We start from the raw sequence: 26,978 nt of genomic DNA on the forward strand, positions 1-26,978 counted from the left end.
GTTACTGCTCGGCGTCTCGTTCCTCGTCGGCTAGCTTGTCCTCACCGCGATTGCGGAAGAACTTGAATCCCGGAATGCCGATGACCGCACGTCGAACGTCCTTGGTGACTCCGAGGAGCTCGTGAATCTCGGGGGACACCGTGTCGAGGGTGGCGAGAATGGGAAGCAGCGCTTCCATGTGATCGAGGAGTCCGGGGAGCTGATCGACCATCGCGATCGCGGCGTCGACTTCCTCCTCGGACAGGTTGTCGACGAACTTGCGGGCCATGGGCTCGGACTTCTTGGCGATGGGATCGAACAACTCGATCAGCTCCAGCGCGGTGTGTGAGGCGACCGACGCCGACGCGACCACCTCGTCCGCGGCCCCGGTTGTCCGCTGCACGCTGGCGACCACGGCGTCGGCGGAGTCGATCACGTGATCGATACGTGTCATCAACATCTCAATGCGCGTCAGCAGTGCTTCGATTCGGCCGGGCAGGGTAAGCGCGAAAGCGGTCGTGGTGAGCATCCAGCCCGCACCGGCCCGCGCGACCGCGACTCCTCGCCGGAGCACAGTTTCGGTACCGAGGGGATCGGGGAGAACCACACCTGCCAAGACCAGAGCCATAGGAGCGACAATGCCACACCGACACAACGCCCCGAGTGCCGTTAGCCTCGAAGCATGAGAGCTCTCGTCACCGGTGCCAGCGGGTACATCGGGTCGCGGTTGGTGGCAGCTCTGCTGGCCGACGAGTTCGAGGTCGTCGTCGGCTCCCGAACGCCGGACAACCTGCGGACCTTCGACTTCTTCGACTCCGTCACCGCAGTCTCGCTCGATGTCACCGACGAACAGTCCTGCGCTGCCGCGTTCGCGCAGTCCGGCGACATCGACGTGGCCTATTACCTCGTGCATGCCATCGGCGAGTCCGATTACCGCGCGCAGGACCGGCGGTCTGCCGAGCAGTTCGCCGCGGCGGCGGCGCGGGCGGGAGTACGCCGAATCGTCTACCTCGGTGGTTTCGTACCCGATGACGACCAGCTGTCGGAGCACCTCGCGAGCCGGGCGGACGTCGGCGAGGCTCTGACGGTGGACGGCGTCGAGTTGGTCTGGCTCAGAGCGGCCATCGTCCTGGGTGCAGGTTCGACGTCGTACGAGATGTTGCGCTACCTCGCCGACCGCTTGCCGGTGCTGCCGCTGCCGAGTTGGCTCGCCGAGCCCGTGCAGCCCATTGCCGTGGACGACGTGCTGCACTATCTGCTCTCAAGCGCCGACACCGATGCAGTCCCGGCGGGTTCCTACGACATCGGTGGGCCGGATGTGGTGCCGTATCGAGATCTGGTGTTCGCGTATGTCGAAGCTGCCGGCCTCCAGCGCATCGGCGTTCCGGTGCCGCTGGTGCCGACCTCGCTCGCAGGCAAGGTCATCGGAAAGATCATTCCGGTTCCCGCGGGACTCGCCGAAGATCTCGTCGGGTCGCTGCACAACACGATGACGACGTCGGAGAGTCGGATTCGTGAACTCGTGCCCGACCCTCCCCGAGGTCTCACCACGATTGCCGACGCCATGGCCCGTAGTGTGCGGGGAATGGTCGGTGACCCTCCCGGTGTGTGTGCGCTGAAGGATCCGCTTCGGCTCGCGAGCACCGATGCGGCCTGGAGCGGCGGTGACGCTCTGGGGATCAGACGTCGCGGTGTCGCGGCATCCTCGGACCGCACCTGGGGGTTGATCGAAGCCCTCGGCGGGCGTCGACTGCTGTACGCCAAGCCCGTCGCGGCAGCGGTGCGCACCAATCTCGACGTGATAGCCGACGTGAATCGACGCGCGAGGTCGGCCGTACGCCGACTGACCGATACCGAGGAGGCGTGATGGGAACGTGGTCCACGACCGCGCTCAACGTGATGAAGTCCGCTCTGGTCGATCCGGTCGAGCGCGATCACCGACAGTCCGACGCTGCGTTTCGCAAGCGCCGAATCGTCGTGATGATCACTTTGGTGATCGGCGCGACGGTGCTGTACTTCTCGCTCGAGACGGAGCCGGGTGACCCGACATTCTATGCGCTGACGCTGGTGCTGGCCGCAGTCTGGACGATCGGTGGATTTGCGTCCGGACCACTGCACCTGGGCCGTATCCAGGTCGGCGGGTCGATCAGACGGCCGATCGTCACCCCCATCCTGATCGGACTCGCCGTGGGCGGAGTCTTCTTGCTCGGCGGACTCGTGGTTCGGCAGATTCCTCCGCTGGCCGACTTCACCGAGAACGTGCTCGCACACGCCCGGGTGGGGTCACTGGTTCTGATCGTCTTCATCGCGCTGCTCAACGGCGTCGCCGAGGAGATCTTCTTCCGGGGAGCCCTGTACTCGGCCATCGGGGTCAAGCATCCGGTGATCATCTCCACCGTCATCTACGCCATTGCCACCCTCGCGTCGGGCAACCCGATGCTCGGCTTCGCCGCAGTGCTGCTGGGCTACGTGATGGGCCTGCAACGGCGCGCGTCCGGCGGAATTCTGGCACCGATTCTCACGCACGTCAGTTGGTCGGCGGTCATGGTCCTCGCCCTGCCCCCTCTGTTCCTGTGAAAAAGAGGCACAAGCACCGATTCGACCAGCAGAAACGGATGTGGCCGCTGATTCGTCTCGGATCTGGGCTACATTGCGCAGGTGAGTGAAAATCTCGATCGCGTCGATCGCTTGATCATCGACGAGCTTGTCTCCGACGGACGCGCTACTTTGGCGACGTTGGCGGAGAAGGCTTCCCTGTCCGTGTCCGCCGTTCAATCGAGGGTTCGACGGCTGGAGTCCCGGCGCGTCATCCGTGGATACACGGCCCAGGTCGATCCGGAGGCCCTCGGCCGTCCGCTGTCGGCATTCGTCGCCATCACTCCGATCGATCCGGCCCAACCGGACGATGCCCCCGCCAGGTTGAAGCATCTGTCGGCCATCGAGTCGTGTCACTCGGTTGCCGGTGAGGAAAGCTACGTTCTGCTGGTGCGAGTCGAATCGCCGAGGGCGCTCGAACGCCTGCTGCAGGAGATCCGGGCAACCGCCAACGTGCAGACGCGCAGCACGATCATTCTGCAGACGTTCTACGACCGCTGACTGTCCGCCAGACGCGGTCCGACGACATGGGTAGGTCGTACAGCCGGGCACCGACGGCGTCGCGAATGGCGTTGGCCAAAGCCGGTGCCACGGGGTTGTACGGAGACTCGCTCATCGACTTCGCGCCGAACGGGCCCAGACGGTCGTAGGTGTCGGCGAACAGAACTTCGGTGCGAGGAATGTCCGCGAACTGCGGAACGTGGTAGCTACGAATCGAATCGGTGGTGACCAGACCGGCACCGTCGGTGCGGATCTCCTCGTACAGCGCGCTTCCGATCGCCTGTGCGACGCCGCCCTCGACCTGACCACGGCACTGTTGCGGGTTCATCACGGTTCCGGCGTCCGCGCTCTGCACCGACTGCAGTATTTTCACGGTGCCGGTGTCCTCGTGCACCGCCACCCGGAACGCGTGCACGTTGAAGGCGAGCGAACGCGGCAGCCCGCCACTGTTGCCTGCGGTGACGAGGGTGCCTCCCGCCATCGCCAGAATGTCGTCGAGGGTGACGAAGCGATCTCCGCAGCGCACGCCCTCCGGTCCGAGTGTGCAGTCCGAATTTCGGTGTCCGGTCGCCGTGGCGGCCAGATCCAGGATCCGAGCCGACATCGCGCGAACCGCCGCATACAGGGCCTTGCCTGCCACCACGGTGCCCGCCGAACCGAATGCGCCCGTGTCGTAGGTGACCGAGTCGGTGTCGGATTGATCGACTCCGATGCGGTCGACGGACGTGCCCAGTTCGCTCGCCGCGATCTGAGTGTGGACGGTGGTGGTTCCGTTGCCGAATTCCGCAGTCCCGACGCGTATCTCGTACCGCCCCTCGGGTAGCAGTGCCACCGAGGTCTCGGCGCGGTGGCCGCGCGGGGGAATGGTCGCGATCATGGCCACCGCCATTCCTTCGCCCACCTTCCAGCCCGCCGGTGCGTGCTCGCCGTTGCCTCGTCGCAGAGCGGCTTCGGCAAGGTCGATGCATTGATCGAGGCCGTAGCTGCCGAACTGCAGGTCGTCTCCCTCGTGGTGGGCGGCGACGATGTCGTCGCCGGGGACGATCACGTTGCGTCTGCGGAACTCGAACGGATCGACGTCGATCTCTCGCGCCAGATCGTCCATCGCCGATTCGATCGCGAACATCACCTGTCCCAACCCGTAGCCGCGGAAAGCTCCGGACGGGATGTTGTTGGTGTACACCGTCTTTGCGTCGACCCGTTTGTTGGCGCACCGGTAGATCGCCACCGACTCGCCGCAGCCGTGGAACATCACACCGGCACTGTGGTTCCCATAGGCACCGGCGTCGGTGAGAACGTCGATCGACAGGGCGGTCAGCGTGCCGTCGGCGCTCGCGGCGGCCGTGACGTCGACGCGGAACGGATGACGGCACGGTGCCACGGTGAACTCGTCCGTGCGCGTGAACTCGAACTGCACCGGTCGACCGGTACGCAGTACCGCCAGCGCCACCACGTCCTCGGTGAGCAACTCCTGCTTGCCTCCGAACCCGCCGCCGACGCGCGCGGTGAACACGCGAACACGATCGCGTGCCAAACCGAAGATCTCGCAGATCTCGTCGCGCACCAGAAAAGGAACCTGAGTGCTGGTGCGTAGATTCAGTTTTCCGGTCTCGTCCAACCAACCGATGGTGCCGTGGGTTTCCAGGTGCACGTGCTGAATCCGCTGCGTGGTCCAGCGGCCGGTGACCACCGCCGCCGCGTCGCGAACGGCAGCGTCGACGTCCCCGGTACTGCCGTGCAGCTCGGCCACCAGATTGCGAGACGGATCCGCGATTCGCGCCGTCGCGTCCTTGTCGCCGTGGATCTTCGGCGCATCGGCTGCGAGCGAGGACTCCGGATCGAACACTGCCGGCAGCACGTCGTACTCGACGACAAGAGCGCGGCACCCTTCTTCGGCCGCCGCAACCGATTCTGCGACCACGATCGCCACTCGCTGGCCGATGAAGCGCACAACGGTATCGAGCACACGGGTGTCGTCCGGATCGTCGACGCGGCGGTCGTGGCGGGCCGTCGAGAATGCCGTCGCCGGACTGTCTTTCGCAGTCAGGATCAGGTGCACCCCCGGCACCTGCTCTGCCGCGGTGGTATCGACGGAAACGATCCGGGCATGCGCGTGTGGACTTCCGAGAACAGTGGCGTGCAGCAACCCGGCAGGGGTGTGGTCGAGTGTGTAGGGCTCGGTTCCGGTGACGATGCGCGTGCTGGCGGGTGCCGCGAGCGACCGTCCACACGCCGGACCTTCGACGGACTTCTCGGTGTTGACCACCCCGCAGACGGCGTCGGACACGGCGCGATATCCGGTGCAGCGACACAGGTTTCCCTTCAGCCGTTCGGGAAGCTCGTCCAGATCTTCCTCGGTCAGCGTCGAGGCGGTGACGACCATTCCCGCAGTGCAGAATCCGCACTGGAAACCGGCGGCTTCGACGAATCGGCTCTGCATCGGATGGAGGTCGTCCGGTGTACCGAGCCCCGCGACGGTGGTGACGGACCGGTCGGCGGCACGGAACGCGGGAAAGATGCACGAGTGCACCGGTTCGCCGTCGACGAGCACCGAGCATGCGCCGCAGTCGCCTGCGTCGCACCCTTTCTTCACCTCGAAGTGGTCGTGTTCACGGAGCAGGGTGCGCAGGCACTGACCGGGCCGCGGAGTGACATCGGTCGGCACACCGTTGATGTCTACGATCATGACAACTCCTCGCGAATCTGCTGCGCTGCAGTGCAACTGATGTGTCGACGCCAGTCCGGAGCCCCGTGGGGGTCGTCGTACCAGTGCTGGAGACCGATGGTGGAAGCGAGCGCGTCGTCGAGTTCGGCCGCCGTCGGCAGGCCGGGGAAGCGCAGAACGAACGGACGGACGGTCGACGCGCTGACGGTCAGAACGAATTCGCCGCCGTCGTCGACCCGTCCGATCACCACGGCGGCCGATCGCCCGAGCGGTGACAGTGCGAGCTTGCGCATCGCCGTTCTGGACTGGAGCGCGTGCAGCGGAATATCGATGCTGCGCAGCACGTCTCCCGGTCGAAGGGCGTTGGCGTGCGGGCCCGTGACCAGATCTGCGATGGCGATGCGGTAGTCGTGATCGGGCCCATCACCCGACCACACCTGCCCGACACCGTCGAGAGCGGCGGTCAACGAGATCATCGCTCCAGCAGGCAGGGCCAGCGCGATGTTGCCGCCGACGGTGGCGGTCTTCCAGATCTTGAACGAGGCCAACAACGCCGCTGCGCAGCGGGGGAACAATGCGGTGGCCGGCCACGAAGAGGAGTAGCGCGCCAAAGTCTCGATGGTGCAGGTGGCAGCGATCTCGAGCCCGGTCTCGGTGACGGTCAACGGCTCCCAGCCCAAGGCGGTGACATCGACGAGGGTGGCCAAGTGGTCCTGCTTCTCGGAGAACAGCCAGGTACCGCCGGCAAGGACGGCGGTGTCCGCGCGTCCGGGCGGAAGGTCCGCGCGGGAGCCGGGAAGCAGAATGTCGTCGACAGTGCCGAGATCCATGGCCTTCGTTCACCTCGTTCTCGCCGGCAGATCCACCACGCCGACAGATCCAACACCCGATGTGTCCCCTCGAACTGTAGTGAGTATCTGTTACCGATCTTCGGTCGTTCGGCGATACGCCCGAAACTCGCACGAAACAACCCACACATACTGTTTTTCCTACGAGCTCAGCTGTTTCGAGCACGCTCAGCGAGGGCCGGGGGGAGGAACAGCAGTGCAGGTCAAGGACTTGCTCGACGCCACGCAGCTCGGCATTCGATTGCTCACCTCCGATACCGACGCCCTCGGCCGCACGCTGCGTTGGACCTACACGACCGATCTGCCCGATCCGTCGCGCTACATCGCGGGTGGCGAGCTGGTCATCACCGGTCTCGTATGGCATCGAACGCCCGCGGACAGTGAGATGTTCGTCAGGGCCGTCGCCGAATCGGGGGCTTCGGCACTGGCCGCCGGTGAAGGCTTGCTCGGCCACGTTCCACCCGACCTGATCGACGCATGCGAGCGGCACGGACTACCCCTGCTCGCGGTACCCGAGACCGTCTCGTTCGGCGAGGTGACGGAGTTTCTCGTCGGCCGTGTCACCGGAGATCGCATAGCCTCGCTGAACAGCTCGCTCGTTCGGCAACGCCAGCTGCTCACCGCGATCGCAGACGGCAGAGCGCTCGACGAGTTGGCCCTGCACACATCGAGGGAAACCGGGATGGCGTGTCTGATCTTCACGGCGACCGGACGCCGGCTGGTGGCCGAGGTCTCGGCGTTCTCCGATGCCGACGTCGATACTCTGACGCACGCTGCGCTGTCCTCCGAAAGGCTGCCCACGACAACCACTCTCAGTGACGGAGGTGTGTACAGCATCTTCGGTGTCGGGCCTGCGCTCGCGCAGCGGACCACACGATGGTTCCTCGCGGTGGCGGGAGACATGGCGACGTTCCCACCCGCCATCGCCGATGCGTTCGGCCAGCTCGCGGCCATCGCCGCGCTCGATCGTGCTCGACGCGAGGAGGGGCGACTGGTCCGACGCGAAATCGCCGACCAGGCAGTGGCGTTGATCGAGGCCGACAGCACCAGACCCGAAGCCCTGACGCGGCTGCGTCAGGCAGGTGTCGACCCGGACCGCTCGCTGGTCGTCGTCAGGGTCGTTCACAGCGGACGGATCGACCTGCGCGAGATGCTGCGTACGGTTCTCAGCGACACACTCACCTCCTTCGGTGGAGGATGCGTCGGGTGCAGCACGCACGGCGACATCGTCGCTGTCGTGAACACCGACGATCCTGATTTCACACAGACACTGCGAACTCGATTGACTCGCTTGGGCTCCGGCATCGGGCACAGCCGTCTGCTCGTGGGGGTCAGCTCCGAGGCAACCGGCATCACCATCGACGGCGCGCTGCGGTCGGCCCGGCACGCACTCGAAGTCAGCAGACAAGGGTCGAGCCCGGTGACCGTCACCGCGGGTGCGCAACTGACCTCGGCGGTGTCGATGCTCTCGGCCCTGCCGGACGACGTGCGTCGGTCGTTCGTCGAACACGTACTCGCTCCACTGCTCGACTACGACCGGCGCACCGATGCCGGACTCACCGACACCCTCCGCGAATTCCTGGCGACCGGTGGATCGTGGAACCGGACGGCCGAGTCGTTGCACGTCCACCTCAACACCGTGCGGTACCGAATCAAGCGAGTGGAGGAGTTGCTGGGCCGGGATCTGAATTCCACCTCGGACCGGCTCGATGTCTACCTCGCGCTTCAATCCATCCCTCGTTCGTCGGCCACCGGGGCCGCATAGGATCGAGGAATGACTGGCTTCACCGGAATACCCTTCGCTGCCCTGGACTTCTACGAGGACCTCGAAGCCGACAACAGCAAGCTCTGGTGGAGCGAGCACAAGGAGGTCTACGACAGCGCGGTCAAGGGGCCGATGACAGCATTGCTCGCGACCCTCGAACCGGAATTCGGCAGCGCCAAGGTGTTTCGCCCCTACCGCGATGTCCGTTTCTCGAAGGACAAGACGCCGTACAAGACCCATCAGGGTGGATTCCTCGCTCGTGGGGACAGTCTAGGCTACTACGTCCAGATCGACCCCGCCGGCTTGTTCGTCGCAGGCGGCTTCTACAACTCCTCGACCGAGGGTGTCGCCCGCTACCGCCGCACCGTCGACGACGACGTCCGCGGTGCCGAACTCGAGCGAATTCTGGCGACGCTGACCAAGGCCGGATACGAGATCGGCGGCGACAAGCTCAAGACCAAGCCGCGGGGATACGAGCTGGAACACCCGCGCATCGACCTGTTGCGCCACAAGTCACTCACCGCGGGCAAGCATTTCGGCTCACCCGCGTGGCTGGAGACACCCAAGGCCGCCACGAAGGTGCGCGATGCCTGGCGAGCCCTGACCCCGTTGGTGGAGTGGACTGCGGCGCTGCACACGTGAGCGCAGCGCTCTATCCGACGACAGAGTATGTCCGCCAGGCACTTCCGGCGTCCGGGGCATCCTCACGCTCGACGGTTGCCTGAATCAGACCGTACGGCCGATCGTCCGCGTTGAACACCTCGAGATTGTTTTCGATGCCGAACCTGCCCAGGTCGTAGACGAAGTGATGCTTGTTCGGTGCGGACATCGTGATCTCTGCGATGAACGGATACTTCTCCAGCACCGCCTCGCCCATGGCGTACAGAGTCTGCTGGAGGGCCAGCGACTGCAGATTGGCGAACCGCTCGATCATCGCCGCCTTCACACCCGCGTACACGGCGTCCCACTCGACGTCGGTGGTGGTGTATCGCCACTGCGCGGTCAGCGATGTCGCCATCACGCGGTCGGTGGTGGGTTCGAGAATCGTCAGGTCATCTTCGAGGAATCCGTGGAATTCCGAGCCCGTGGACTTGAGAATCACCATCTCTTTGAAGCCGCTGATCACCCACGTCTGCTGCGCGTCGCCCTTACCCTCGACGGTCACCGCCGACGTACGGATCTCCTCACCCTTGCGGGTCCACGTGTGATCGTGCTCGACGCCGTCGATCACCGCGCGAGCCCAGGCGTACTCCTCGAGTTCGATGCGGGCCCCTTCGACGGGTTCCACATCGTCGACGAAGTGCCGAGCGAGATCGAGGCCGTAGCTCTCCAGATGCAGCAACCCCTTGGTCTTCGCGTACGCGTACGCGGTCTGCTTCTGGGTGTCGGTGGGAAGCACATTGGACTGATCTCCCACCAGATGCGCGGGCGAGAAGTCGCCGCGCAGGGCGCTCGACACGTTGATGTCGTGGATCTCGTGCCGGGGAGAGTCGCGATAGATCCGCACCACGCGGTTCTCCGCCTTGCCGTACTGATTGGATCCGAGGACGATCTTTCCGGTCAGGTCGGTCATGTCAGCTCCCGCGATAGGTCGAATAAGCAAAGGGGGACAACAGCAATGGGACGTGATAGTGGGCATCGGGATCGGTGACGGTGAACGAGATCGACACCTCGGGATAGAAGCTCGGTGTCGATGTCGCCTCGAAATAATCGCCGGTGTCGAACGAGAGGCGATACACGCCCGGATCGATCGGCCCCGGCACCACCTCGCCGATTCGGCCGTCGCCATCGGTGGTGGCGGTGGAGATCTCGCCCTTCTCGGGATGGAACAACCGCACCCGCATCCCCACCGCAGGTGTCCCCGAGGTGGCGTCGAGGACGTGGGTCGACAGCCCCGTCACTGCTCTGGTCCCAGCATGCGCCCGAGGCGAATTCGGTTGATCTTGGCCAGTTCCACGCGGAGCACCCGTCTTTCGGTTTCGGCATCGTTGTCGAGCCTCTCCTCGAGGATAGCGAGCAGGTCCTCCGCGGACCTGCCCGTGGCGCACACCAGATACACATGGCCGAACTTGTCCTCGTACGCACGGTTTCCCGCCGCCAGCTTCTCGCGCACCTCGGTACCCGCCGTCGTCACAGCGGCCTGCTCACGTTTCGAGGACGGGTTGTCGGCCTTGCCGCCGATGCGTGGATGACCGTCGAGTGCATGGTCGATCTCGGCCTCGGGTAGTTCGGCAAGTACTCGATCCGCCCTGTCCAACAGCAGATCTCGACTTTCGAAGGGGCGACCCTGGGCGACTCGACGGGCCCAGATCGACGATGCGCAGCACTCGTAGAGTGCATGCATCGCTTGCCGATCACTGAGCCGATTGAACCCGTCGAGCCCTATCCATTCGTGCAGCACATCTCGCTCGCTATCTGAAGTCGTTGATGCGACCGAACCGCGCGGCCGCGATCGGGTTGGCGTCGGCCACAAGGTCGTCGAACCGGTAGTTCGCGATCTTGGCGATCTCGATCATCGCGAACGACCGCTCCGCCGACGGTGCGTTCTCGACGCGTGACCACCCGTTGGCCAGAACTCGATCGTAACGCTCCGTCTCCCGTGCACAGATCACCAGCGGGAAGCCGAAGTGTTCGCGGTATTCGGCGGCGAGTTGGACGATGTTGTCGTGTTCGTCCTCCTCCAGGTTGGACAAGCCGACGTGGTCCGCTGCGTTGAGGGTGCCGGTGGCGTCCTCGCTACCGAGATCGGGGTAGCTGTTGATCAGCTCGATCTGTTCCTCGGTGGTGCCGGCCAACAATGCCTCCTGGAACGCCTCGCGCAACCCGTGCGCATCGGCGAAAGGCCGCTGCTGGTACGCGCGTTCGACCACCCACGGAGTGCCCTGCACCAAGCCGCCGAACGTAACAGCGAAGTCCTCGGCGGACATCTCGTTGACCGTGTCGAGGGTGATGCCCTTACCCGGACCACCGGCGACTGCCTGCCCGCGATTACCGATGTGGAAGAACAAGACGTTGAGCACGATTGCCGAGACCGCGCCGAGAACGATGCCACTGCCGAACAACATTTCCAGCCAATCGGGCACACCCTCGGAGACCGTCGGCTGAATGGTCACGAGCATCGCGAGACCGAGGCTCGTCGCGACGATGATCAGGTTGCGGTGATCGGTGAAGTCCACCTTCGACAGAGTCTGGATTCCGACCACGGCGACGGTCGCGAACAGGGCGAGCGCCGCTCCGCCGAGCACCGGCGGCGGGATGGATGCCACGACTGCTGCCGTCTTGGGCAGCAGACCCAGGAGAATCATGATGCCGCCTGCCGTGGCCACCACCCAACGGCTGCGCACGCCGGTCAGGCGGACCAGGCCGACGTTCTCCGAGAAGGCCGTGTACGGGAACGAGTTGAACGTACCGCCGATGACGGTGGCCACGCCGTCCGCGCGCAGAGTCGCTGCGATGTCGTCCTTCTTGATGCGCTTGCCGACGATCTCACCCGTCGCATACACACTGCCGGTGGTTTCGACGGCGATGATGAGCATGACCACGATCATCGAAATGATCGCGACGACACTGAATTTGGGCACACCGAACAGGAAGGGCTGCGTGAAACCGACCCACGACGCCTCGGAGGTGCCGTCGAAGTTCATGTCTCCCAGAGCGAACGCCACGGCGCTACCGATCACCAGGCCCAGAAGCACAGCGATGGTGGCCATGAAGCCCTTGAAGAATCGTTGGATCAGCACGATGATCAGCAGCGTGCCGATCGCGTAGGCCATCCACCGTCCGTTGGACGGATCCTGTTCGTGGGTAGCAGGATTGGTCACCGCATCGTTGACCGCCACCGGCAGCAACGCCACACCGATGATCGTGATGACGGTACCGGTGACCACCGGTGGGAAGAATCGCAGCAGCCTACTGAAGTACGGAGCCATGAAGAACGTGACGAGACCGGCGACGATGACGGCGCCGTAGACGTACAGCAACCCCTCGGTGCCGCCGCCGTTCGCCATCGCGATCGCGATCACCGGAGAGACGCCGGCGAACGTCACGCCCTGCAGGAGCGGCAGGCGGACACCGATCTTCCAGAATCCGACCGATTGAATGATCGAGGCGATGCCGCAGGTGAACAGATCCGCATTGATCAGGTGGATCAACTGTTCGTTGGTCAGTCCGATCGCGCTGCCGATGATGATCGGCACCAAGACCGCGCCTGCATAGAACGCGACGACATGTTGGAACCCGTAAGCAGCAAGTTTCGGAACGGGGAGCACTTCGTCGACAGGATGGACACGTTTGCGTGTGGTGGGCTTGACGGACATGGGTGGGCACCTCGCGGAAGCAACAGGGCAGGATTCCTGCGACGCTGCAGGAGAAGTGCACTAAGAATCAGTCATCACGCCTATCCTCGCTAGTCGAGCGAGCACAAACTTCGGGACGTACTCGACGTTGACGTTGTGCGAACATCCAAGACTCCACCCGAGACTGAAAGGAACGATCGTGTCGTACCTTGCCGTCGGAGTAATACTGGCCGCCGGTGCCGGAACGCGATACGGATCGCCCAAAGTGCTCGCCCACGACGGGCTGTGGCTGAGGACGGCGGTGCGGGCCTTGCGTGACGGCGGCTGTGATCGCGTGGTCGTGGTGCTGGGAGCGGCGGATGCGCCCGTGCCCGACGGTGTGATCGCTGTTTATGCACCCCAGTGGGAACAAGGAATGAGCGCTTCGTTCGAGGCCGGTCTGACCGCAGCGTCGGACGCGGACTACGCGGTGGTGCACGTGGTCGATACGCCGGACGTGGGAGCGGAGGTGGTGCGGGCGGTTCTCGCTGCTGCGCGGGAAACCGGTCTCGCAAGAGCCGTGTTCGACGGCCGTCCCGGACATCCGGTCGTTCTGGCGCGGCGACACGTCGACGCAGCCGTGGCATCGGCCTCGGGGGACTTCGGTGCACGCGACTTCCTGCGGGGGAGAGACGACGTGATCGCCGTCGAATGTTCGCAATGGGCAACGGGAATCGACCACGACTATCGGTGAGCGGACGCCCAGTCTGCATGTTCGGCCGAGTCGGCCTCGTCATCGACTACGAGGATCGGGGCCAGTAGAAGCGTCCCCGCGGGGACGCTCGAACCCGCGGATCTCGGCGGCAACGACGTCGATCATGCCGTCGAACTGATGACCACCGGTCGACAACTCGATCACTCTCGCCGACGGGAGAGCCGTCGAGTTCGACGCCAGGTGAGAAATGGGAACCACGTCGTCGTCCCGGCAGTGGACGAGCGTCAGGTCGGTCTCGGGCTCCGGGCCGGTGAACGCGTAGTCGACGACGTCCCATCCACGAGGAGTCCAGTCCGGCATCGCCAACAGAGTTGCCCGCCGCGGCCGTTCCCGTCGATTCTCTGCCAGGACCCCGACGAGGATCGATGCGCCGAAGGAATGCGCAATCACCCAATCCTCCGGTCCGAGCCGGTCCAGGTGCCGGCGAACCGGCTCGGCCCAGTCCTCGAAACTCATGGCGGTGTCGGACAGTTCGGGCATGCACAGATCGAGGTGCAAAGCCTGTGCAAGTCCGTTGGCCAGCGGTGCGTCGGCCAAAAATCCGCCGGCACCGTGAATGAACAGAAGTCGACCGACCATAGTGGGGTCCTTTCCTCGGCAAATACTGTCATCGAAGAAGACCGAATCGCGGCCGTGAATTCACCGGTTGACTCGGATTCGGGGTCCGTGCGAGCATCGTCCTCAGCGTCGCGTGTCGATGACGGACTGCGTCAGGCATGGAGGCGTCGTACTGCCCAGGAGGCAGCGCATGTCCATTTCGTTCGATCACACCATCATCGTTGCGAAGAACAGTGCCGCATCGGCCGAGTTCTTTTGCACCCTGTTCGCTTTACCCGAGGCCCCGTCATGGGGGCCGTTCGTCAATGTGCAACTCACCGATGGAATTCTCATCCAATTCGCCGAACCCCCCTTCGGCGATATTCAGTTTCAGCACTACGCGTTTCGGGTCAGCGACGATCTGTTCGACGCGGCCTATACCAGGCTGGTCGACCAGGGCGTCGAACACTGGGCCGACCCTCGGATGACCGAACCCGGCACCGTCAACACCGACCACGGAGGCCGCGGAGTGTATTTCCGCGACCCGACCGGGCACTTCTTCGAGATGCTGACGCACTCGTACCTGCCGACACCGGGTGAGCCGGTACCGTAGCCACTGTGGCCGAGCAACAGCATGTTTCGATGACGAGGACCGCCTACGATACCGTTGCCGAGAGCTACGCCGACCTGGTTCGCGACGAACTCGAAGGGCGGCATCTCGAGCATGCACTGTTGGCGACATTCGCGGACCGAGTGTCGACCGGCGGTGTTCTCGAGGTGGGATGCGGAACCGGCCGCATTACCGACCAGTTGCACCGCCTCGGTCTCGACGTAGCGGGAATGGATCTGTCGCCCAACATGATCGAGGTCGCGCAGCGCGAACACCCGCACCTGCGATTCGATGTCGGATCGATGGAGGCATTGGACGCGGGTGACAGCTCTCTGGCGGGGATCGTTGCCTGGTACTCGATCATCCACACGCCTCCGCACCAATTGTCGAAGATCTTTGCCGAATTGCATCGGGTGCTGATGCCGGAAGGTCTGCTGCTGTTGGCATTTCAAGCAGGCAACGAGCGGGTGCGACTCGAGCAGGCGTACGGACACTCGGTCTCGTACGACGCATACCGACTCGACCCCGACATGGTCGCAGGCATGCTCGTCGAGGCGAACTTCGAGGTGGACGTCCGCGTGCATCGAGCTCCGATGGGAAACGAGTCGACATCGCAGGCATTTCTGTTGGCCCGCAAACGAACATCGTGATGTCTCGAGACCAGTAGGAGCTGCCCGATGCAGGCACCCCGTCCACGCGTTCTCTTCGTCACCGACCTGGCGTATCTGTCGAAGGGCCGACGCTACTGCGACGAAGACATCTTTCTGTCGTCGCAGCTCCGCGAGTGGTTCGACATTGCGCTCTGCCACCCGCTCGACGCGCTTGCGCTGATGGACGGCTTCGATGTGGTCGTCATCCGGAACTCCGGGCCTGTGCTGGGGTACCAGGATGCTTTCGAAATGTTTGCTCGGCATGCGCGCGAGAACGGCACGAAGGTCTTCACCCAGCTGACCGGCAAAGGCGACCAGAGAGGCAAGCAGTACCTGGTCGATCTTTTCGCAGATGGTTTTCCGGTCATACCTACCGTCGACGACCCACGGAACGTCTCGCGCTTACCCGAAGTGAATACCTATGTGGTGAAACCGAAATGGGGTGCCGACTCGATCGGCATGCGTCATTCCGGGCGCGCCGAATTATCGGAATTAGAGCCGGGCAGCCTGATTCAGCCGCGAATCGATTTCGTGTACGAAGTGTCGTTCTACTTCATCGGCCGCACAGTTCAATACGCCTTGTACGCTCCTGACCCCGACCGACGTTGGGACCTGGAGCCGTACTCGACTACTGCTCAGGACCGAGAGTTCGCGCAACGATTCGTCGACTGGAACGACATCGACCACGGAATCACTCGGGTGGACGCATGCCGCACCGTCGACGGAACGCTGCTGTTGGTCGAGCTCGAAGACCTGAACCCGTACCTCTCACTCGACCGGCTGACCGAGTCGGCGCGTCGAGAGTTCGTGAACCACATGGCGGAGGCGATCGTAGCGCTGTGTGCCCAACCGTAGAGGGCAATATCAGTCGGGTACAGCACGCTGGACGCAGCTATTCTTCGACCGCGACCACATCGTTCGATGGGCATGGAACACCTACCCTTCGATTACCGAGCGAGTGCAGCGACTGAGTGTGCGCCGCCCGGAGTTGACGATCGTTCGCTTCCGTTCGCACCGGGACGTGGACGCGTGGATTGCGCACCAGCTGATTCCTCTGACCCGATAGCAGTGGTCAGCAGCCCAATTGCGTTGCGAGAGAATCGATCGAGTCGACGCTGTGATTCCAGTCGGATTCCGCGGCGAGGTCGGTGCTCTGACTCGGCCCGTGTTCGAGGGGACGAGCGACGAATGCCGTTGCGAAGCCGCAGTCGGCAGCGGCAGCGAGATCACTGTTGTGTGCGGCGACCATCATGCACTCGGTCGGCTCTAGACCCAGAATGTCGGCGGTGCGTAGATAGGCGTCTGGCATCGGCTTGTACGCACGCACCGGTTCTGCTCCGAGGATTGCGTCCCACGGCAGTCCGGCATTCTTGGCCATATCGAGCAGCAGCGAGATGTTGCCGTTGGAGAGCGGCGCGATGATGAACTCGGTGCGTAGTCGGGTCAGCCCAGAAACCGAATCCGGCCACGGATCCAATCGATGCCACGCGTGATTCAAGGATGCGACATCACTGTCGTCGAGCTGAACATCGAACTCCGACAACACGACTCGAAGTGACTCGAGATGAAGTACATCGAGCCGGGTGAACGGTCGATTGCCCGACCGAACCTGTTCCATCGCCGGCTGATACAGACTGCGCCAGCGGTCGGCGAACGCATGACTGTCGATGTCGGGACCACACAGCGACTCGACCTCGCGGGCCACGCTGGTACGCCAATCGACCACCGTGCCGAACACATCGAACAGAAGCGCCTTCAACGATCCCTCTTCTTTTTCTTCGGACTCTTCGAGTGACCGCCTGCCGACAGCAGCGCACCCGCCAGTGGGATGAGAAGGAAGAACAGCCACTTCTGATCGAAGTCGGTGAGGAAGAACAATGCCAGTGAACCGAAGATGACCAGGGGCATCACCACTGCGCGCCAATCGATTCCGGCACCGCCCTCGGTCGGTGCCGGAGATTTCCCGAGCTGGGCGGGTGTGTGCGACGTCGAAGCAGCGGGGAGATCGACGAATACCTTGTCGATCTCCCCACGCGTCGTCGCCGAAGCAACGACGGCACTGCGCTCGTCGAATTCGGGCACAGTCAGCCGACCCTCACTGAAGTGCAGACTCAGTGCCTCGAGGGCCTTCTCCCGATCAGCCGTACCGATTCGGATCTCCGGAAGCTCGGACATCGCTACGTCATTTGATCTCTGCGAGGACGGTGCCTTGGGTGATGGCGTCGCCTGCGGTGACGGTCAGGCCGGTGATGGTGCCTGCTTTGTGGGCGTTGACGGGGTTTTCCATTTTCATTGCTTCGAGGACGGCGATGAGGTCACCGGCGTCGACGGTTTGGCCTTCGTCGACGGCGACTTTGACCACGGTGCCCTGCATGGGTGCGGTGACCGAGTCTCCGGATGCGGCACCGGCTCCGGCACCGCCGCGGGTGCGGGCTTTGGGTTTACGCCGTACCGCGCCCGCGGGCCCTCCGCCGTTACCGCCGCCGAGGGACAGTTCCCCGGGCAGGGAGACCTCGACGCGGCGGCCACCGACCTCCACGACGACGGACTGCCGCGGCAGGACTTCCTCGTCGTCGATGGGTTGTCCGGCGGTGAACGGGGGAACCTGGTTGTCCCATTCGGTTTCGATCCAGCGGGTGTGGACGTCGAAGGAGTCGCCGTCGCCGATGAACGCCGGATCGGAAACCACCGCGGCGTGGAACGGAATCACCGTCGCAAGTCCCTCGACGGTGAACTCCGCGAGCGCTCGACGCGAACGGGCGAGGGCTTCCTCGCGGGTCGCGCCGGTGACGATGAGCTTGGCGAGCATCGAATCGAACTGGCCACCGATCACCGAGCCGGATTCGACACCGGAATCGACCCGCACACCGGGTCCCGACGGCGCACGGAAGGTGGTGACCGGACCGGGGGCGGGCAGGAAGCCGCGTCCGGCGTCTTCGCCGTTGATCCGGAACTCGAACGAATGCCCGCGTGGTTCGGGGTCGTCGGTGATGGACAGTTCTTCACCGTTGGCGATCTTGAACTGCTGCAGCACCAGGTCGATGCCGGAGGTTTCCTCGGTGACGGGATGCTCGACCTGCAGACGGGTGTTCACTTCCAGGAACGACACGAGGCCGTCTTGGCCGACGAGGTATTCGACCGTGCCGGCACCGTAGTAGCCGGCTTCGAGGCAGATGGCTTTCGCGGAGGAGTGGATTTCTTTGCGTTGGGCGTCGGTGAGGAACGGGGCGGGTGCTTCCTCGACGAGTTTCTGGAAGCGGCGTTGCAGGGAGCAGTCGCGGGTGCCGGCGACGATGACGTTGCCGTGTTGGTCGGCGATGACCTGAGCTTCGACGTGGCGGGGCTTGTCGAGGTAGCGCTCGACGAAGCATTCTCCGCGGCCGAACGCGGCGACGGCTTCGCGGGTGGCGGAGTCGAACAGTTCGGGGATTTCCTCGCGGGTGCGGGCGACTTTCATGCCGCGTCCGCCGCCACCGAACGCGGCTTTGATCGCGATGGGTAGGCCGTGTTCGTCGACGAAGGCGAGGATCTCGTCGGCGTCCTTGACCGGTTCGGAGGTGCCGGGGACCGAGGGGGCTTTGGCGCGGGCGGCGATGTGGCGGGCGGTGACCTTGTCGCCGAGGTCGCGGATCGACTGTGGGGACGGTCCGATCCAGATCAGGCCGGCGTCGATGACGGCTTGGGCGAAGTCGGCGTTCTCGGAGAGGAATCCGTAGCCGGGGTGGATGGCGTCGGCCCCGGACTTGGCGGCGGCGTCGATGATCTTGTCGATCACCAGGTACGACTCCGCGGAGGTTTGACCGCCGAGCGCGAACGCTTCGTCGGCCAGACGGACGAACGGGGCGTCGGCGTCGGGTTCGGCGTACACAGCGACACTGGCCAACCCGGCATCGGCCGCAGCCCGGATCACCCGCACCGCGATCTCACCACGATTGGCGACAAGAACCTTGGTGATCTGAGCACTGGCATGGCTGGGCACTGAGCCTCCTACGGATGTGTTTCTCGCGTGCTTCGTTACGAACGTCACGTCGGAGTCTAAGCATCGGCACTGTCATCGCTGCAATCGGTCTGCAGAGCTGCAGCTGACCGGCGGCGAGCCGCGGAGAGCTACTGATTGGTAGCGATCTGACCGGTGTCGGTATGTCCGATATCGGATCGCTCGTCGCCCGTGAGGGGGAATCGGGCGGTACCGGTGTCCGCCACATCGCTCAACAATTTTCGGAAGGCACCGACGTATTCGTGAACCCGCGCGGTCGCCTGCTCGGTGTTGGGATAGCGAGCCGCGATGTTGATTCCCTGCGGCGTGCGGTTGATCCAGATGTACACGTCGTGCTGGTACTGCTTGCTGCGCAACGCCCGGGCGTTCCAGTCCGGCCAGTGCTCGGCGGCAGGCGCGAACCGCACGTCCATGAACGAGACGACGAAACGCGGGCGGGCGGAGTAGCCCAGAGTGGTGAACACGCGATCGAGAGGAACTCGGGCGATCGGTTTGGTCTTCTTCACCTCGGCCGATGCCGCCGCGACCACCGAGCCGAACGAGTCCGCACCGGCGATGTCGAAAGAGATGGGGCACAGTCCGACGAACCAACCCAGCGCCGACGCCCATTGCGGCTCGTCGCGAGTGTGCACCGGCGTCACCGTGCGGAAACGAGTGCCGCCGCCCAGTTCGGAGCCGGTGATGGCCAGAACTGCGAGCAACCCTGCGAACAGACTGTGTCCGGTCTTGCGGCAGGCGACCGAGAACGAGTCGGCCTGATCGGGGTCGAGCACCCACGCGGACAAACCACCCTGCGGCAGATCGTCCGGGCTCGGATCTCCGATGTCGAGTGGAAAGGCCGGTAGCTCACCTTCGCCGTCGACGAGAAAATCCCGCCATATCCGCACCGCGTCGTGGGAATGCTCCAGCTCTGCATTCCTCTCGCGTTCGGATGAACCGAAGTCGAGGTAGCTGCCGGCCTCGAACAGGGCAGCTGGCGCACCACCGAGTTCCTCGCCGTACAGAGCAGCTATCTCGTGCGCGACCAGCACCGTGGACAGACCGTCGATGATCGAATGATCCGCTGCGAAGAACACGGTGACCGGACGCGTCTCGTCCACCGGTTCGAGCGTCACGAAGGCGTAGGCGGGCCAGATCAACGGCGAGGTGAACTCGTCGAACAGATACTGCAGGTGCTCGAACACCTCACTCGATTGCGCGCACCGTTCCTGCTCGACCTGCCAGATGTCGATGGCACCCTGCGCTGCGGTCACCCGCGTCATCTCGCCCGTCACCTCGTCGATCGACGCGCTCGAACGCATCGCCTCGTGCCGGTCGATCCAGTTCAGCACTGCCTGGCGAAACGCGGGCTTGTCCAGCGGGCCTGCGATTTCGAAGGCCGCGCCGAGCCATGATTCACGACCGCGGCGAGGACTGCTCAGGCTCGTACGAAGGTGAGCCTCGTGGACGTAGGACGTCGGCCTGGCGTCGGGATGCCAGCCAGCAGCCTCCGGAGTGCGGGCCTGCGGGCCGACGCTGGGTATCCACTCGGTGAGCGTGCCCGCGGGAACCGCGTAGTCCGCCAACTCCGTGAACTCCATATCGGCAGCAACCAACCTTCGTCGTACGCATCGGGGGGACTGGGCTCCAGGGGCCCTGCCGCGGAGTCTAACGACGACGCGTTGTATCGATCAAGACGACGGCACGCCACCTGCGGCCGTCGCCGGTCAACGCAGGTGACGCTTGATCCGCGCCAACATCGCCGACATACCGCGCAGTCGCAACGGGCTCACCGCGTCGCTCAGCCCCAGAGCCGAGTAGAAGTCGTCCGGTACGTCGAGGATCTCCTGTGCGCCGAGACCGTCGAGTCCCTGCGCCAGGATCGAGGCGAACCCCCGCGTGGTCGGAGCTTCCGGCGGGGCGCTGAAGTACAGCCGGACCCGCGCCGGATCGCCTGCATCCACCGACAGGAACAGCGGAGACTGGCACTCCGGCACCGGCTCCATCGCATCCTGAGCAAGGTGGTCCGGCAGAGGAGGCAGTTCGCGACTGAACTCCAGCAACAGCTGCAGCTTGTCCTGCCCCTCCACCGCGGCGAAGTCCTCGACTATCTCGGCCAGGGATTCCGGCAAGGCGCTCATCGAGTGGCCGGAGCCGATCCGGGCTCCTCGCCCTTGGCGATCGGGACGCGAACGGCGTTGCCCCATTCGGTCCACGAGCCGTCGTAGTTGCGCACCGACTGGTACCCGAGCAGATGGGTCAACACGAACCAGGTGTGGCTCGAACGCTCACCGATCCGGCAGTAGGCGATCACGTCGTCGGTGGCGGAGGTGCCGGAGTAGATCTCGTCCAGTTCCGTGCGAGACCGGAACCGTCCGTCCGGTGCGGCTGCCTTGGCCCACGGGATGCTCACGGCGGTGGGGATGTGACCTCCGCGCAGTGCACCTTCTTCCGGGTAGTCGGGCATGTGGGTGCGCTCGCCGGTGTACTCGGCGGGGGAGCGAACGTCGATCAACGGGACCGTTCCGAGCGAGCCGAGGACATCGGAGGCGAACGCACGAATGGGTGCATCGTCGCGTTCGATCACCGGGTAGTCGGTGGCGGGGAACTCGGGCACGTCGAGGGTGGTGTCGCGGTTCTCCGACAACCAGGCGTCGCGGCCACCGTCGAGCAGACGCACGTCCTGATGTCCGAACAGCGTGAAGACCCACAATGCATACGCGGCCCACCAGTTGCTCTTGTCGCCGTACACGACGATGGTGTCGTCCCGGGAAATGCCTTTGCGGCTCATCAGTTTCGAGAACTGCTCGCCGTCGATGTAGTCGCGAGTGACCGGATCGTTGAGGTCGAGATGCCAATCGATCTTGACCGCGCCGGGAATGTGGCCGACGTCGTAGAGCAACACGTCCTCGTCGGATTCGACGACCCGAAGGCCGGGGGTACCGAGATGAGCGGAGAGCCATTCGGTCGATACGAGACGATCCGGATGCGCATAGTCGGCGAACGTTGCGTTGGAATCGGTTGGTACAGGCACGTATCGGCTCCTACGGAAGATATTCGGCTGGCGGCCCGCCCGGGGGTGGACGGTCTGCACTGTCGATCCTATGCGGAACCTCTGTCACGGGGCAGGAGTGGAGCCTGCGGAACGACTTCTATGAGGGCAGGAGTGGAGCCTGCGGAAGCGGTTTGTCTGGGCGTCAGGGCAGCGCTCTCGGGTTTCGTTGTGGAGACCCGCAGGAGGGCGACGAGTTCGGCGGTGAACGCATTCATCACCGAGTGTGCCTGTGCAGTGTCGGGAAATCGTGACCGCAATGCCAGGCCCGCCGTGGTGCGGGAAACCCAGAACTGCGCGTCGTCGGACACCGTGGCGTTGCTGATGTGGTGTGCATCGGTTCGGTCGAAGCGTTCGTGTCCACCGATTCTGGTGTAGTCGATGTACGACACCATGAACACGTCTCGACGCGACAGGGTGAACGCGTCACCGAGGTTGTTCAGTACCTGGGGGATCGGAACGGTGCTCAGTGGCAGTGCTGCACGAAACGCTGTGTGGGCCGCGGTGATCGTGTCGGTGAGGTCGTGTTCTACCTCCACGGTCATGGGAGCGTTCGTGGTGAACCAGCCCAGTGCACGCGAGAATTGCTGTTGATGGCGGGTGTGCAACGGGAACAGGAACGGCACGCGGCTCGGTCCGCCGATACCCGCGCAGGCCTGCCCGATCGCAGCGACGACCCCGGCGAACATCCCGGCTCCGGAACGGGCGCAGAGCTCCGCGTAGTCGAGGGTGTGCTGCGCGTCGAGCAAGGGCGTGACAGTCGTTGCCTGAGGCGCGGTTTCACCCTCGGCGACGCCGAGGTCGAGCGGGAAACGCGGCGTGGTGCCACCGCACTCGGTGAGAAAGTTCGACCACCGCACCATGCGTTCGTCCGTGGGATCGACGAGTGGCTGGGTTGCTTCGACACGGCAGTACTCGACGAACCCACCGACCGGAGGCAGGGCTGTCTCCGGGTTCGACGGGCAGCGGCGGTAGGCGTCGTACAGGGTGTTGATCTCGTCGACCACGACTGCGATCGACATGGCGTCGACGTTGGAATGATCGAACGCGCACAACACCGTCGAGGTGTCCGGCCGATCGATTCCGAAACAGGTGTACGACGGGAATCGTCGTGCGTCGCAGTGTAGTTCGAGCGAGCTTCGGAGGTGACTCCGGAGCATCGACCCCGACGAGAAGGTGGTTCGAGTGGTTTCCCTCATCTCGACCGCACCCGGTTCGTGAACCGTCCGCTCGATTCCCGCCGCCGTGCGAACGAACGAACTGCGCAGGGTGTCGTGTCGGTCGATCAGGCGCTCGAAGGCCCACCCCAGTGCGCGGGTGTCGAGCCTGCCCTGCACCTCGAAGGCTCCGGCAATCCAGACGCGCTCGGCTTCGTCCAGATCGCCGAGGTGAAACCGTTGGTTGAACGACGGCGGAACCGTCGACGGCTGCGGTTTCCCGGTGACGACGGCGGTGAACTCGACGACGGTGCCCGCGCGTGGGGTGTACTCAGTGATCGAGGTGACCCGCACCGGCCGGCTCCTGAACCAGATTTTCGAGCGTCAGATTGTAATCACCTTCGCGTGCAATGGTTTCCAGTACCTGCGCCAGACGATCGTGGTACCGCTTCACCGCTGCGGCGGCAACGTCGGTATCAGGGGTCTGGGCCACCAGGTACAGGTGCTCACCGTCTCGGTTGATCCACATCGATGCGTTCGACGTCGAACCCTCGCCGGTGAAATGCTTGGCGCGCGTATCCGCGTCTCGTCCGACGCCGGGGAACCAGCGAAAGTCGATGTACGAGAGCATGTTCGGACTCACTGCCAACTCGCTACCGAGAGTGCCGTCGGCGGCCAGCGCGCCCAGCACGGCGTGCACCGGAGCCTCTGCGATCTGCTTGGCCTGCTCGAAGCCTCGGTGGGCTCCAGCCGCGACGTCGGAGAACCTGTCGTGTCCCGCCACCTCGAATGCGACCGGAGCGAAGTTGACGAACCATCCCTGGGACTGTCCGTAGTCACCGTGTTGCCGGGTGCTGAGCACGGTGATCCCGAAGTAGTCGGTGTTACCGGCCAACTCGAAGTCGGTGATCCCGACGGCGGCGAATATGCCGCTGCTCATCCGCGCCCCAGCGGCCTTGCACGCGGCGTCGAATGCAGCGGTCAGTTCTTTGCTCAACAGGTCGCGTTCGACGATGCGGACCGGAGCTTTCTCGCCGGGCGCGAGGCCGAGGTCGAGCGGGAACCGAGGCATCCGGCCGTCGTGTCGGGTGAAAATGTCTCGCCAGGCCGCGATTTCGGGAGAATCGGCCCCGAACGTCGCGGCCCGAGCCCGTTCGTCGGCGGCGTAGGCCAGATGGCTACCTGCCTCTGCCGGGGTAGGTACGTCCGCGCCGGTCTCGAGTGCGTACAGATCGGCCAACTCGCTGATGACCAACGCTTGCGAGCCGCCGTCGGTGAATGCGTGATCTGCGCCGTAGTACAGGGTGAAGCTGCCGGGCCTGGCCACGACACCGACGACGAATCCCGGCCAGGCGTCCGCGGTCGCCTCGGAGGAGAAGCGCCCCCGTACGTACCGTTGGAATCGGTCGTCGTCCGTGGTTTCTCCGGCGTCGGTCACCTCGAACGCCGCGACCTCGGGTGGGGCGAGATGCCGAACGACGTTGTTTCCCTCGACCTCGAACCAGCATCGAAGGCCCTCGTGACGCAGCACGTAGGCGGCCAGTGCGCGGCTCATCGCATCCGTGTCCACGTCACCGTCGATCTCGGTTGCCACCCCGGTGTACGCGGTGTGCACATCGCCGCGTTCGCGGGCCGCCCACGCGGCCTTCAGGTGGTCCTCCTGGAGAAACGAGACCGGAGTCGAATCGACAGGTGCCGCTTGGGCACTCGCACGGGCAGCCGCAGTGGGGTGCCATTCGAGCAGTCGGCCGGGAGCAGGATTCCATCTGCCCATAGCGGTGATGATCATGGTCGCTTCATCCTCCTCGATAAGGGCCGCGGGCTGATTCGACGACTCACTCTGCGGCGACGGTCACCGACCGTGAGGCCGACGTGAGCACCGTATCGGTACCACTGTCGGAGTCGATCACTGCCGTCAACACGGCGACGAACTCGGTGATGAAGCGGTGGACGTTGGTCGACGCGACATCCGAGCTGGGGAATCGCGCGGAGATGTTGAGCCCTTGGAGCGTCCGGTTGACCCAGAAGTAGACCTCGTCCTCGGCGTGGCAGTTGCTCCGCAGAGCCCGACCCTTGCGGTCCTGCCACTGCTCGGCATCCGGGAGGAATCGAAGGTCTATGTAGGACACCACGAATCGAGGAATTTCCGTCGACTCGAGGATCTGGGCGATCTTGGAGTACGGCATCCGTGCCAACCCCTTGTTCGCCGCGCCTGCAGTTGCTGCAGCCGCGACTGCCTCCCCGAAGGTGCGAGCGTCACCGAGCTCGATCTCCATGGGCAGAATCCCGACGTACCACCCCACCGCCGCGGCCCACTTCTGTTCGTCTCTGGTGTGCATCGGCATCACGGTGCGCAACGTCGTGCGACCGGACAGGCGGACGTTCGTCAGCGCCAGAGCGGCCAGTATTCCGGCCTGCATGTTGTACCCGGCCTTGCGGCATGCAGCGTTGAAGGCATCCGACTGCTCGGAAGTCAGCAGCCAGGACGAGATGCTGCTCTGTGCGGCCGGGCCGGTGAGCGACCGGTCGACCGACACCGGAAGGGGAAATGCGGGAAAGCGTCCGTCCTCCACGGCCAGGAAGTCCTGCCAGGTGCGCACGGCGCTGTGGTCACCGGTCAGCGTCTCGCCGAGAGCCCTCTCGGACTGGCTGAAGTCCACATAGCTGCCGACCTCGGGCAATTGTGGGTCGATGCCTTCGAGGGCGTGCGCGTAGAGCCTGTCGATCTCGTTGATGGCGTAGATCTGGCTGTAGGCGTCCATCACCGAGTGGTCGGCGGCGAACGCGAGTAGAAACGACTCTCCCGGCCCGTTCGAGAGAGCGCGGGAGGCGTCGTCCGGTTCGATGGTCGCGAGGACGAAGTGCGGCCATGCCGTCGGGGAGACGGTGTCGCCGAACCAGGAGTGCAGATGGCTGAAGACCTGAGTCTCTGTCCGGGGTTCGGTGTGGGCCCGGTCGGTCACCTGCACTGCATCTGTGGGTGCGGTGTAGCGCAGCCAGGAACCGGATTCCTCGTCGCGCCTGACCTTGGTCCGAAATGCCTCGTGACGACCCATGTACGCGGTGATGGTTGCGCGCACTGCATCGACGTCGTAGCGGCGATGAATCTCGAACACCGTGCCGATCCACGAGCCCGGAGCGCTGCGCTCGCAATGGTCCTGGTGCGTGTAGGACAGACCGCGGGGGTCCGGTTCCCAACGGTCGTCGTCGACGCGGGGGACCCACTCGGTCAGGCGACCGGCGGGGAGGGGGTAGTCGGCGAGTTCGGTGTATTCCATGGGAGTCCTCTTCCGTTCCGGGCTCGGTCAGCGGTGCGCGGCGTTGGTTCGGTATTGCACGTTCGATTACGGTCGAGTCGATCGTGTAAACCCGTCGGCGATGATCGGGCAGCCGACCGGTCGCTTTATCCGATTGCTGTTGGATTGCTGCTTTCCGCATTGAAAGAACAACGTCGTTGCCGTCGACCCGAAGTGAGTTCAGAGAACACGATAGGGCGAAAGCGAAATTATTTCGCAGCGCGAAAAAGTAATACTTCTCACTGTCGAGCGTCTTGACTCGCCGGTCGCCGATCGGGAGTCGAGGGAGCGTCCGATT

At 64.3% G+C, this 26,978-nt stretch carries 26 protein-coding genes; 9 read left to right on the forward strand and 17 right to left on the reverse strand.

Annotated elements, in window-relative coordinates:
* Position 1: 1 nt before the first annotated feature.
* The gene (locus R4P47_RS03515; protein WP_149405412.1) at positions 2-607 is read right to left on the reverse strand and encodes a ribulose 1,5-bisphosphate carboxylase large subunit; all 606 of its coding nucleotides are present in this window, start codon (positions 605-607) and stop codon (positions 2-4) included.
* Positions 608-661: 54 nt separating this feature from the next.
* On the opposite strand from R4P47_RS03515, the gene R4P47_RS03520 reads away from it, so the two are divergent.
* The 3 genes from R4P47_RS03520 to R4P47_RS03530 all read left to right on the forward strand — a co-directional run bounded on the left by R4P47_RS03520 (position 662) and on the right by R4P47_RS03530 (position 3,075).
* Entirely contained in the window at positions 662-1,846 is a 1,185-nt protein-coding gene (locus tag R4P47_RS03520) for an NAD(P)H-binding protein (protein ID WP_149405413.1), read from the forward strand.
* The gene (locus R4P47_RS03525; protein ID WP_317784087.1) at positions 1,846-2,556 is read left to right on the forward strand and encodes a type II CAAX endopeptidase family protein; all 711 of its coding nucleotides are present in this window, start codon (positions 1,846-1,848) and stop codon (positions 2,554-2,556) included. The genes R4P47_RS03520 and R4P47_RS03525 overlap by 1 nt, the downstream gene beginning before the upstream one ends.
* Before the next feature lie 81 nt (positions 2,557-2,637).
* The gene (locus tag R4P47_RS03530; protein ID WP_032376860.1) at positions 2,638-3,075 is read left to right on the forward strand and encodes an Lrp/AsnC family transcriptional regulator; all 438 of its coding nucleotides are present in this window, start codon (positions 2,638-2,640) and stop codon (positions 3,073-3,075) included.
* Here R4P47_RS03530 and R4P47_RS03535 read toward each other — a convergent pair.
* Positions 3,047-5,761, reverse strand: a complete 2,715-nt coding sequence (locus tag R4P47_RS03535; protein WP_149405414.1) for a molybdopterin-dependent oxidoreductase — start codon at positions 5,759-5,761, stop codon at positions 3,047-3,049. The two genes, R4P47_RS03530 and R4P47_RS03535, sit on opposite strands and share 29 nt — an antisense overlap.
* Positions 5,758-6,570 (reverse strand): FAD binding domain-containing protein, encoded by an 813-nt coding sequence (locus R4P47_RS03540; RefSeq protein ID WP_317784088.1) that lies wholly within the window; start codon positions 6,568-6,570, stop codon positions 5,758-5,760. Before R4P47_RS03540 ends, R4P47_RS03535 begins: the two co-directional genes overlap by 4 nt.
* A gap of 214 nt (positions 6,571-6,784) precedes the next feature.
* Here R4P47_RS03540 and R4P47_RS03545 point away from each other — a divergent pair, with 214 nt between their 5' ends.
* Positions 6,785-8,353 carry a PucR family transcriptional regulator gene (locus R4P47_RS03545; RefSeq protein ID WP_149405416.1) on the forward strand — a complete coding sequence of 523 codons (1,569 nt, stop codon included), beginning with the start codon at positions 6,785-6,787 and terminating at the stop codon, positions 8,351-8,353.
* 9 nt (positions 8,354-8,362) lie between these two features.
* A complete protein-coding gene (locus R4P47_RS03550) occupies positions 8,363-8,995 on the forward strand; it encodes a DUF2461 domain-containing protein (protein ID WP_149405417.1) in 633 nt (210 codons plus the stop codon).
* A gap of 10 nt (positions 8,996-9,005) precedes the next feature.
* Here R4P47_RS03550 and pucL read toward each other — a convergent pair whose 3' ends face one another.
* Genes pucL through uraD (R4P47_RS03570) form a run of 4 tightly spaced genes read right to left on the reverse strand, consistent with a single transcriptional unit; the run spans position 9,006 to position 12,669 of the window.
* Entirely contained in the window at positions 9,006-9,926 is a 921-nt protein-coding gene (pucL, locus tag R4P47_RS03555; protein WP_094638994.1) for a factor-independent urate hydroxylase, read from the reverse strand.
* 1 nt (position 9,927) lies between these two features.
* The gene (gene uraH, locus R4P47_RS03560; RefSeq protein ID WP_032376865.1) at positions 9,928-10,254 is read right to left on the reverse strand and encodes a hydroxyisourate hydrolase; all 327 of its coding nucleotides are present in this window, start codon (positions 10,252-10,254) and stop codon (positions 9,928-9,930) included.
* Complete coding sequence (gene uraD, locus R4P47_RS03565) at positions 10,251-10,754, reverse strand: 2-oxo-4-hydroxy-4-carboxy-5-ureidoimidazoline decarboxylase (RefSeq protein ID WP_094686415.1); 504 nt, start codon at positions 10,752-10,754, stop codon at positions 10,251-10,253. Before uraD (R4P47_RS03565) ends, uraH begins: the two co-directional genes overlap by 4 nt.
* A gap of 10 nt (positions 10,755-10,764) precedes the next feature.
* Positions 10,765-12,669, reverse strand: a complete 1,905-nt coding sequence (uraD, locus tag R4P47_RS03570) for a 2-oxo-4-hydroxy-4-carboxy-5-ureidoimidazoline decarboxylase (protein WP_149405418.1) — start codon at positions 12,667-12,669, stop codon at positions 10,765-10,767.
* A 178-nt stretch (positions 12,670-12,847) separates the two neighbouring features.
* Between uraD (R4P47_RS03570) and R4P47_RS03575 the strand changes: the two genes are divergently transcribed.
* Complete coding sequence (locus R4P47_RS03575) at positions 12,848-13,381, forward strand: NTP transferase domain-containing protein (RefSeq protein ID WP_149405419.1); 534 nt, start codon at positions 12,848-12,850, stop codon at positions 13,379-13,381.
* 39 nt (positions 13,382-13,420) lie between these two features.
* Here the strand turns inward: R4P47_RS03575 and R4P47_RS03580 are convergent, their stop codons facing one another.
* Complete coding sequence (locus R4P47_RS03580) at positions 13,421-13,981, reverse strand: alpha/beta fold hydrolase (RefSeq protein ID WP_149405420.1); 561 nt, start codon at positions 13,979-13,981, stop codon at positions 13,421-13,423.
* Between the two features lie 169 nt (positions 13,982-14,150).
* Between R4P47_RS03580 and R4P47_RS03585 the strand changes: the two genes are divergently transcribed.
* From R4P47_RS03585 to R4P47_RS03595, 3 genes are read left to right on the forward strand one after another with little or no spacing between them, the layout of a single operon-like run.
* Positions 14,151-14,552: a VOC family protein gene (locus tag R4P47_RS03585; RefSeq protein ID WP_149405421.1), complete on the forward strand. Its 402-nt coding sequence runs from the start codon at positions 14,151-14,153 to the stop codon at positions 14,550-14,552.
* A gap of 29 nt (positions 14,553-14,581) precedes the next feature.
* Positions 14,582-15,199 carry a class I SAM-dependent DNA methyltransferase gene (locus tag R4P47_RS03590; protein WP_149405422.1) on the forward strand — a complete coding sequence of 206 codons (618 nt, stop codon included), beginning with the start codon at positions 14,582-14,584 and terminating at the stop codon, positions 15,197-15,199.
* Positions 15,200-15,226: 27 nt separating this feature from the next.
* Positions 15,227-16,054: a hypothetical protein gene (locus tag R4P47_RS03595; protein WP_149405423.1), complete on the forward strand. Its 828-nt coding sequence runs from the start codon at positions 15,227-15,229 to the stop codon at positions 16,052-16,054.
* Between the two features lie 217 nt (positions 16,055-16,271).
* On the opposite strand, the gene R4P47_RS03600 is transcribed toward R4P47_RS03595, so the two are convergent.
* From R4P47_RS03600 to R4P47_RS03640, 9 genes are all read right to left on the reverse strand, one after another.
* Positions 16,272-16,958 carry a haloacid dehalogenase type II gene (locus R4P47_RS03600; RefSeq protein ID WP_149405424.1) on the reverse strand — a complete coding sequence of 229 codons (687 nt, stop codon included), beginning with the start codon at positions 16,956-16,958 and terminating at the stop codon, positions 16,272-16,274.
* Complete coding sequence (locus tag R4P47_RS03605; RefSeq protein WP_068051410.1) at positions 16,955-17,374, reverse strand: DUF1707 domain-containing protein; 420 nt, start codon at positions 17,372-17,374, stop codon at positions 16,955-16,957. The genes R4P47_RS03600 and R4P47_RS03605 overlap by 4 nt, the downstream gene beginning before the upstream one ends.
* 7 nt (positions 17,375-17,381) lie before the next feature.
* On the reverse strand, positions 17,382-19,178 hold the full coding sequence (locus R4P47_RS03610; RefSeq protein WP_149405425.1) for an acetyl/propionyl/methylcrotonyl-CoA carboxylase subunit alpha: 1,797 nt from the start codon (positions 19,176-19,178) through the stop codon (positions 17,382-17,384).
* Between the two features lie 128 nt (positions 19,179-19,306).
* Positions 19,307-20,776 carry a condensation domain-containing protein gene (locus tag R4P47_RS03615; RefSeq protein WP_149405426.1) on the reverse strand — a complete coding sequence of 490 codons (1,470 nt, stop codon included), beginning with the start codon at positions 20,774-20,776 and terminating at the stop codon, positions 19,307-19,309.
* Between the two features lie 126 nt (positions 20,777-20,902).
* Entirely contained in the window at positions 20,903-21,316 is a 414-nt protein-coding gene (locus R4P47_RS03620; protein ID WP_037188062.1) for a SufE family protein, read from the reverse strand.
* A complete protein-coding gene (locus R4P47_RS03625) occupies positions 21,313-22,209 on the reverse strand; it encodes a sulfurtransferase (RefSeq protein ID WP_094639333.1) in 897 nt (298 codons plus the stop codon). The genes R4P47_RS03620 and R4P47_RS03625 overlap by 4 nt, the downstream gene beginning before the upstream one ends.
* Positions 22,210-22,277: 68 nt before the next feature.
* Entirely contained in the window at positions 22,278-23,738 is a 1,461-nt protein-coding gene (locus R4P47_RS03630; protein WP_188078565.1) for a condensation domain-containing protein, read from the reverse strand.
* The gene (locus R4P47_RS03635; RefSeq protein WP_149405428.1) at positions 23,716-25,173 is read right to left on the reverse strand and encodes a condensation domain-containing protein; all 1,458 of its coding nucleotides are present in this window, start codon (positions 25,171-25,173) and stop codon (positions 23,716-23,718) included. Before R4P47_RS03635 ends, R4P47_RS03630 begins: the two co-directional genes overlap by 23 nt.
* 46 nt (positions 25,174-25,219) lie before the next feature.
* A complete protein-coding gene (locus R4P47_RS03640; protein ID WP_149405429.1) occupies positions 25,220-26,662 on the reverse strand; it encodes a condensation domain-containing protein in 1,443 nt (480 codons plus the stop codon).
* Between the last annotated feature and the right edge of the window lie 316 nt (positions 26,663-26,978).

Source organism: Rhodococcus sp. IEGM 1370, from assembly GCF_033142325.1.
In the GTDB taxonomy this organism is placed as follows: Bacteria; Actinomycetota; Actinomycetes; order Mycobacteriales; family Mycobacteriaceae; genus Rhodococcoides.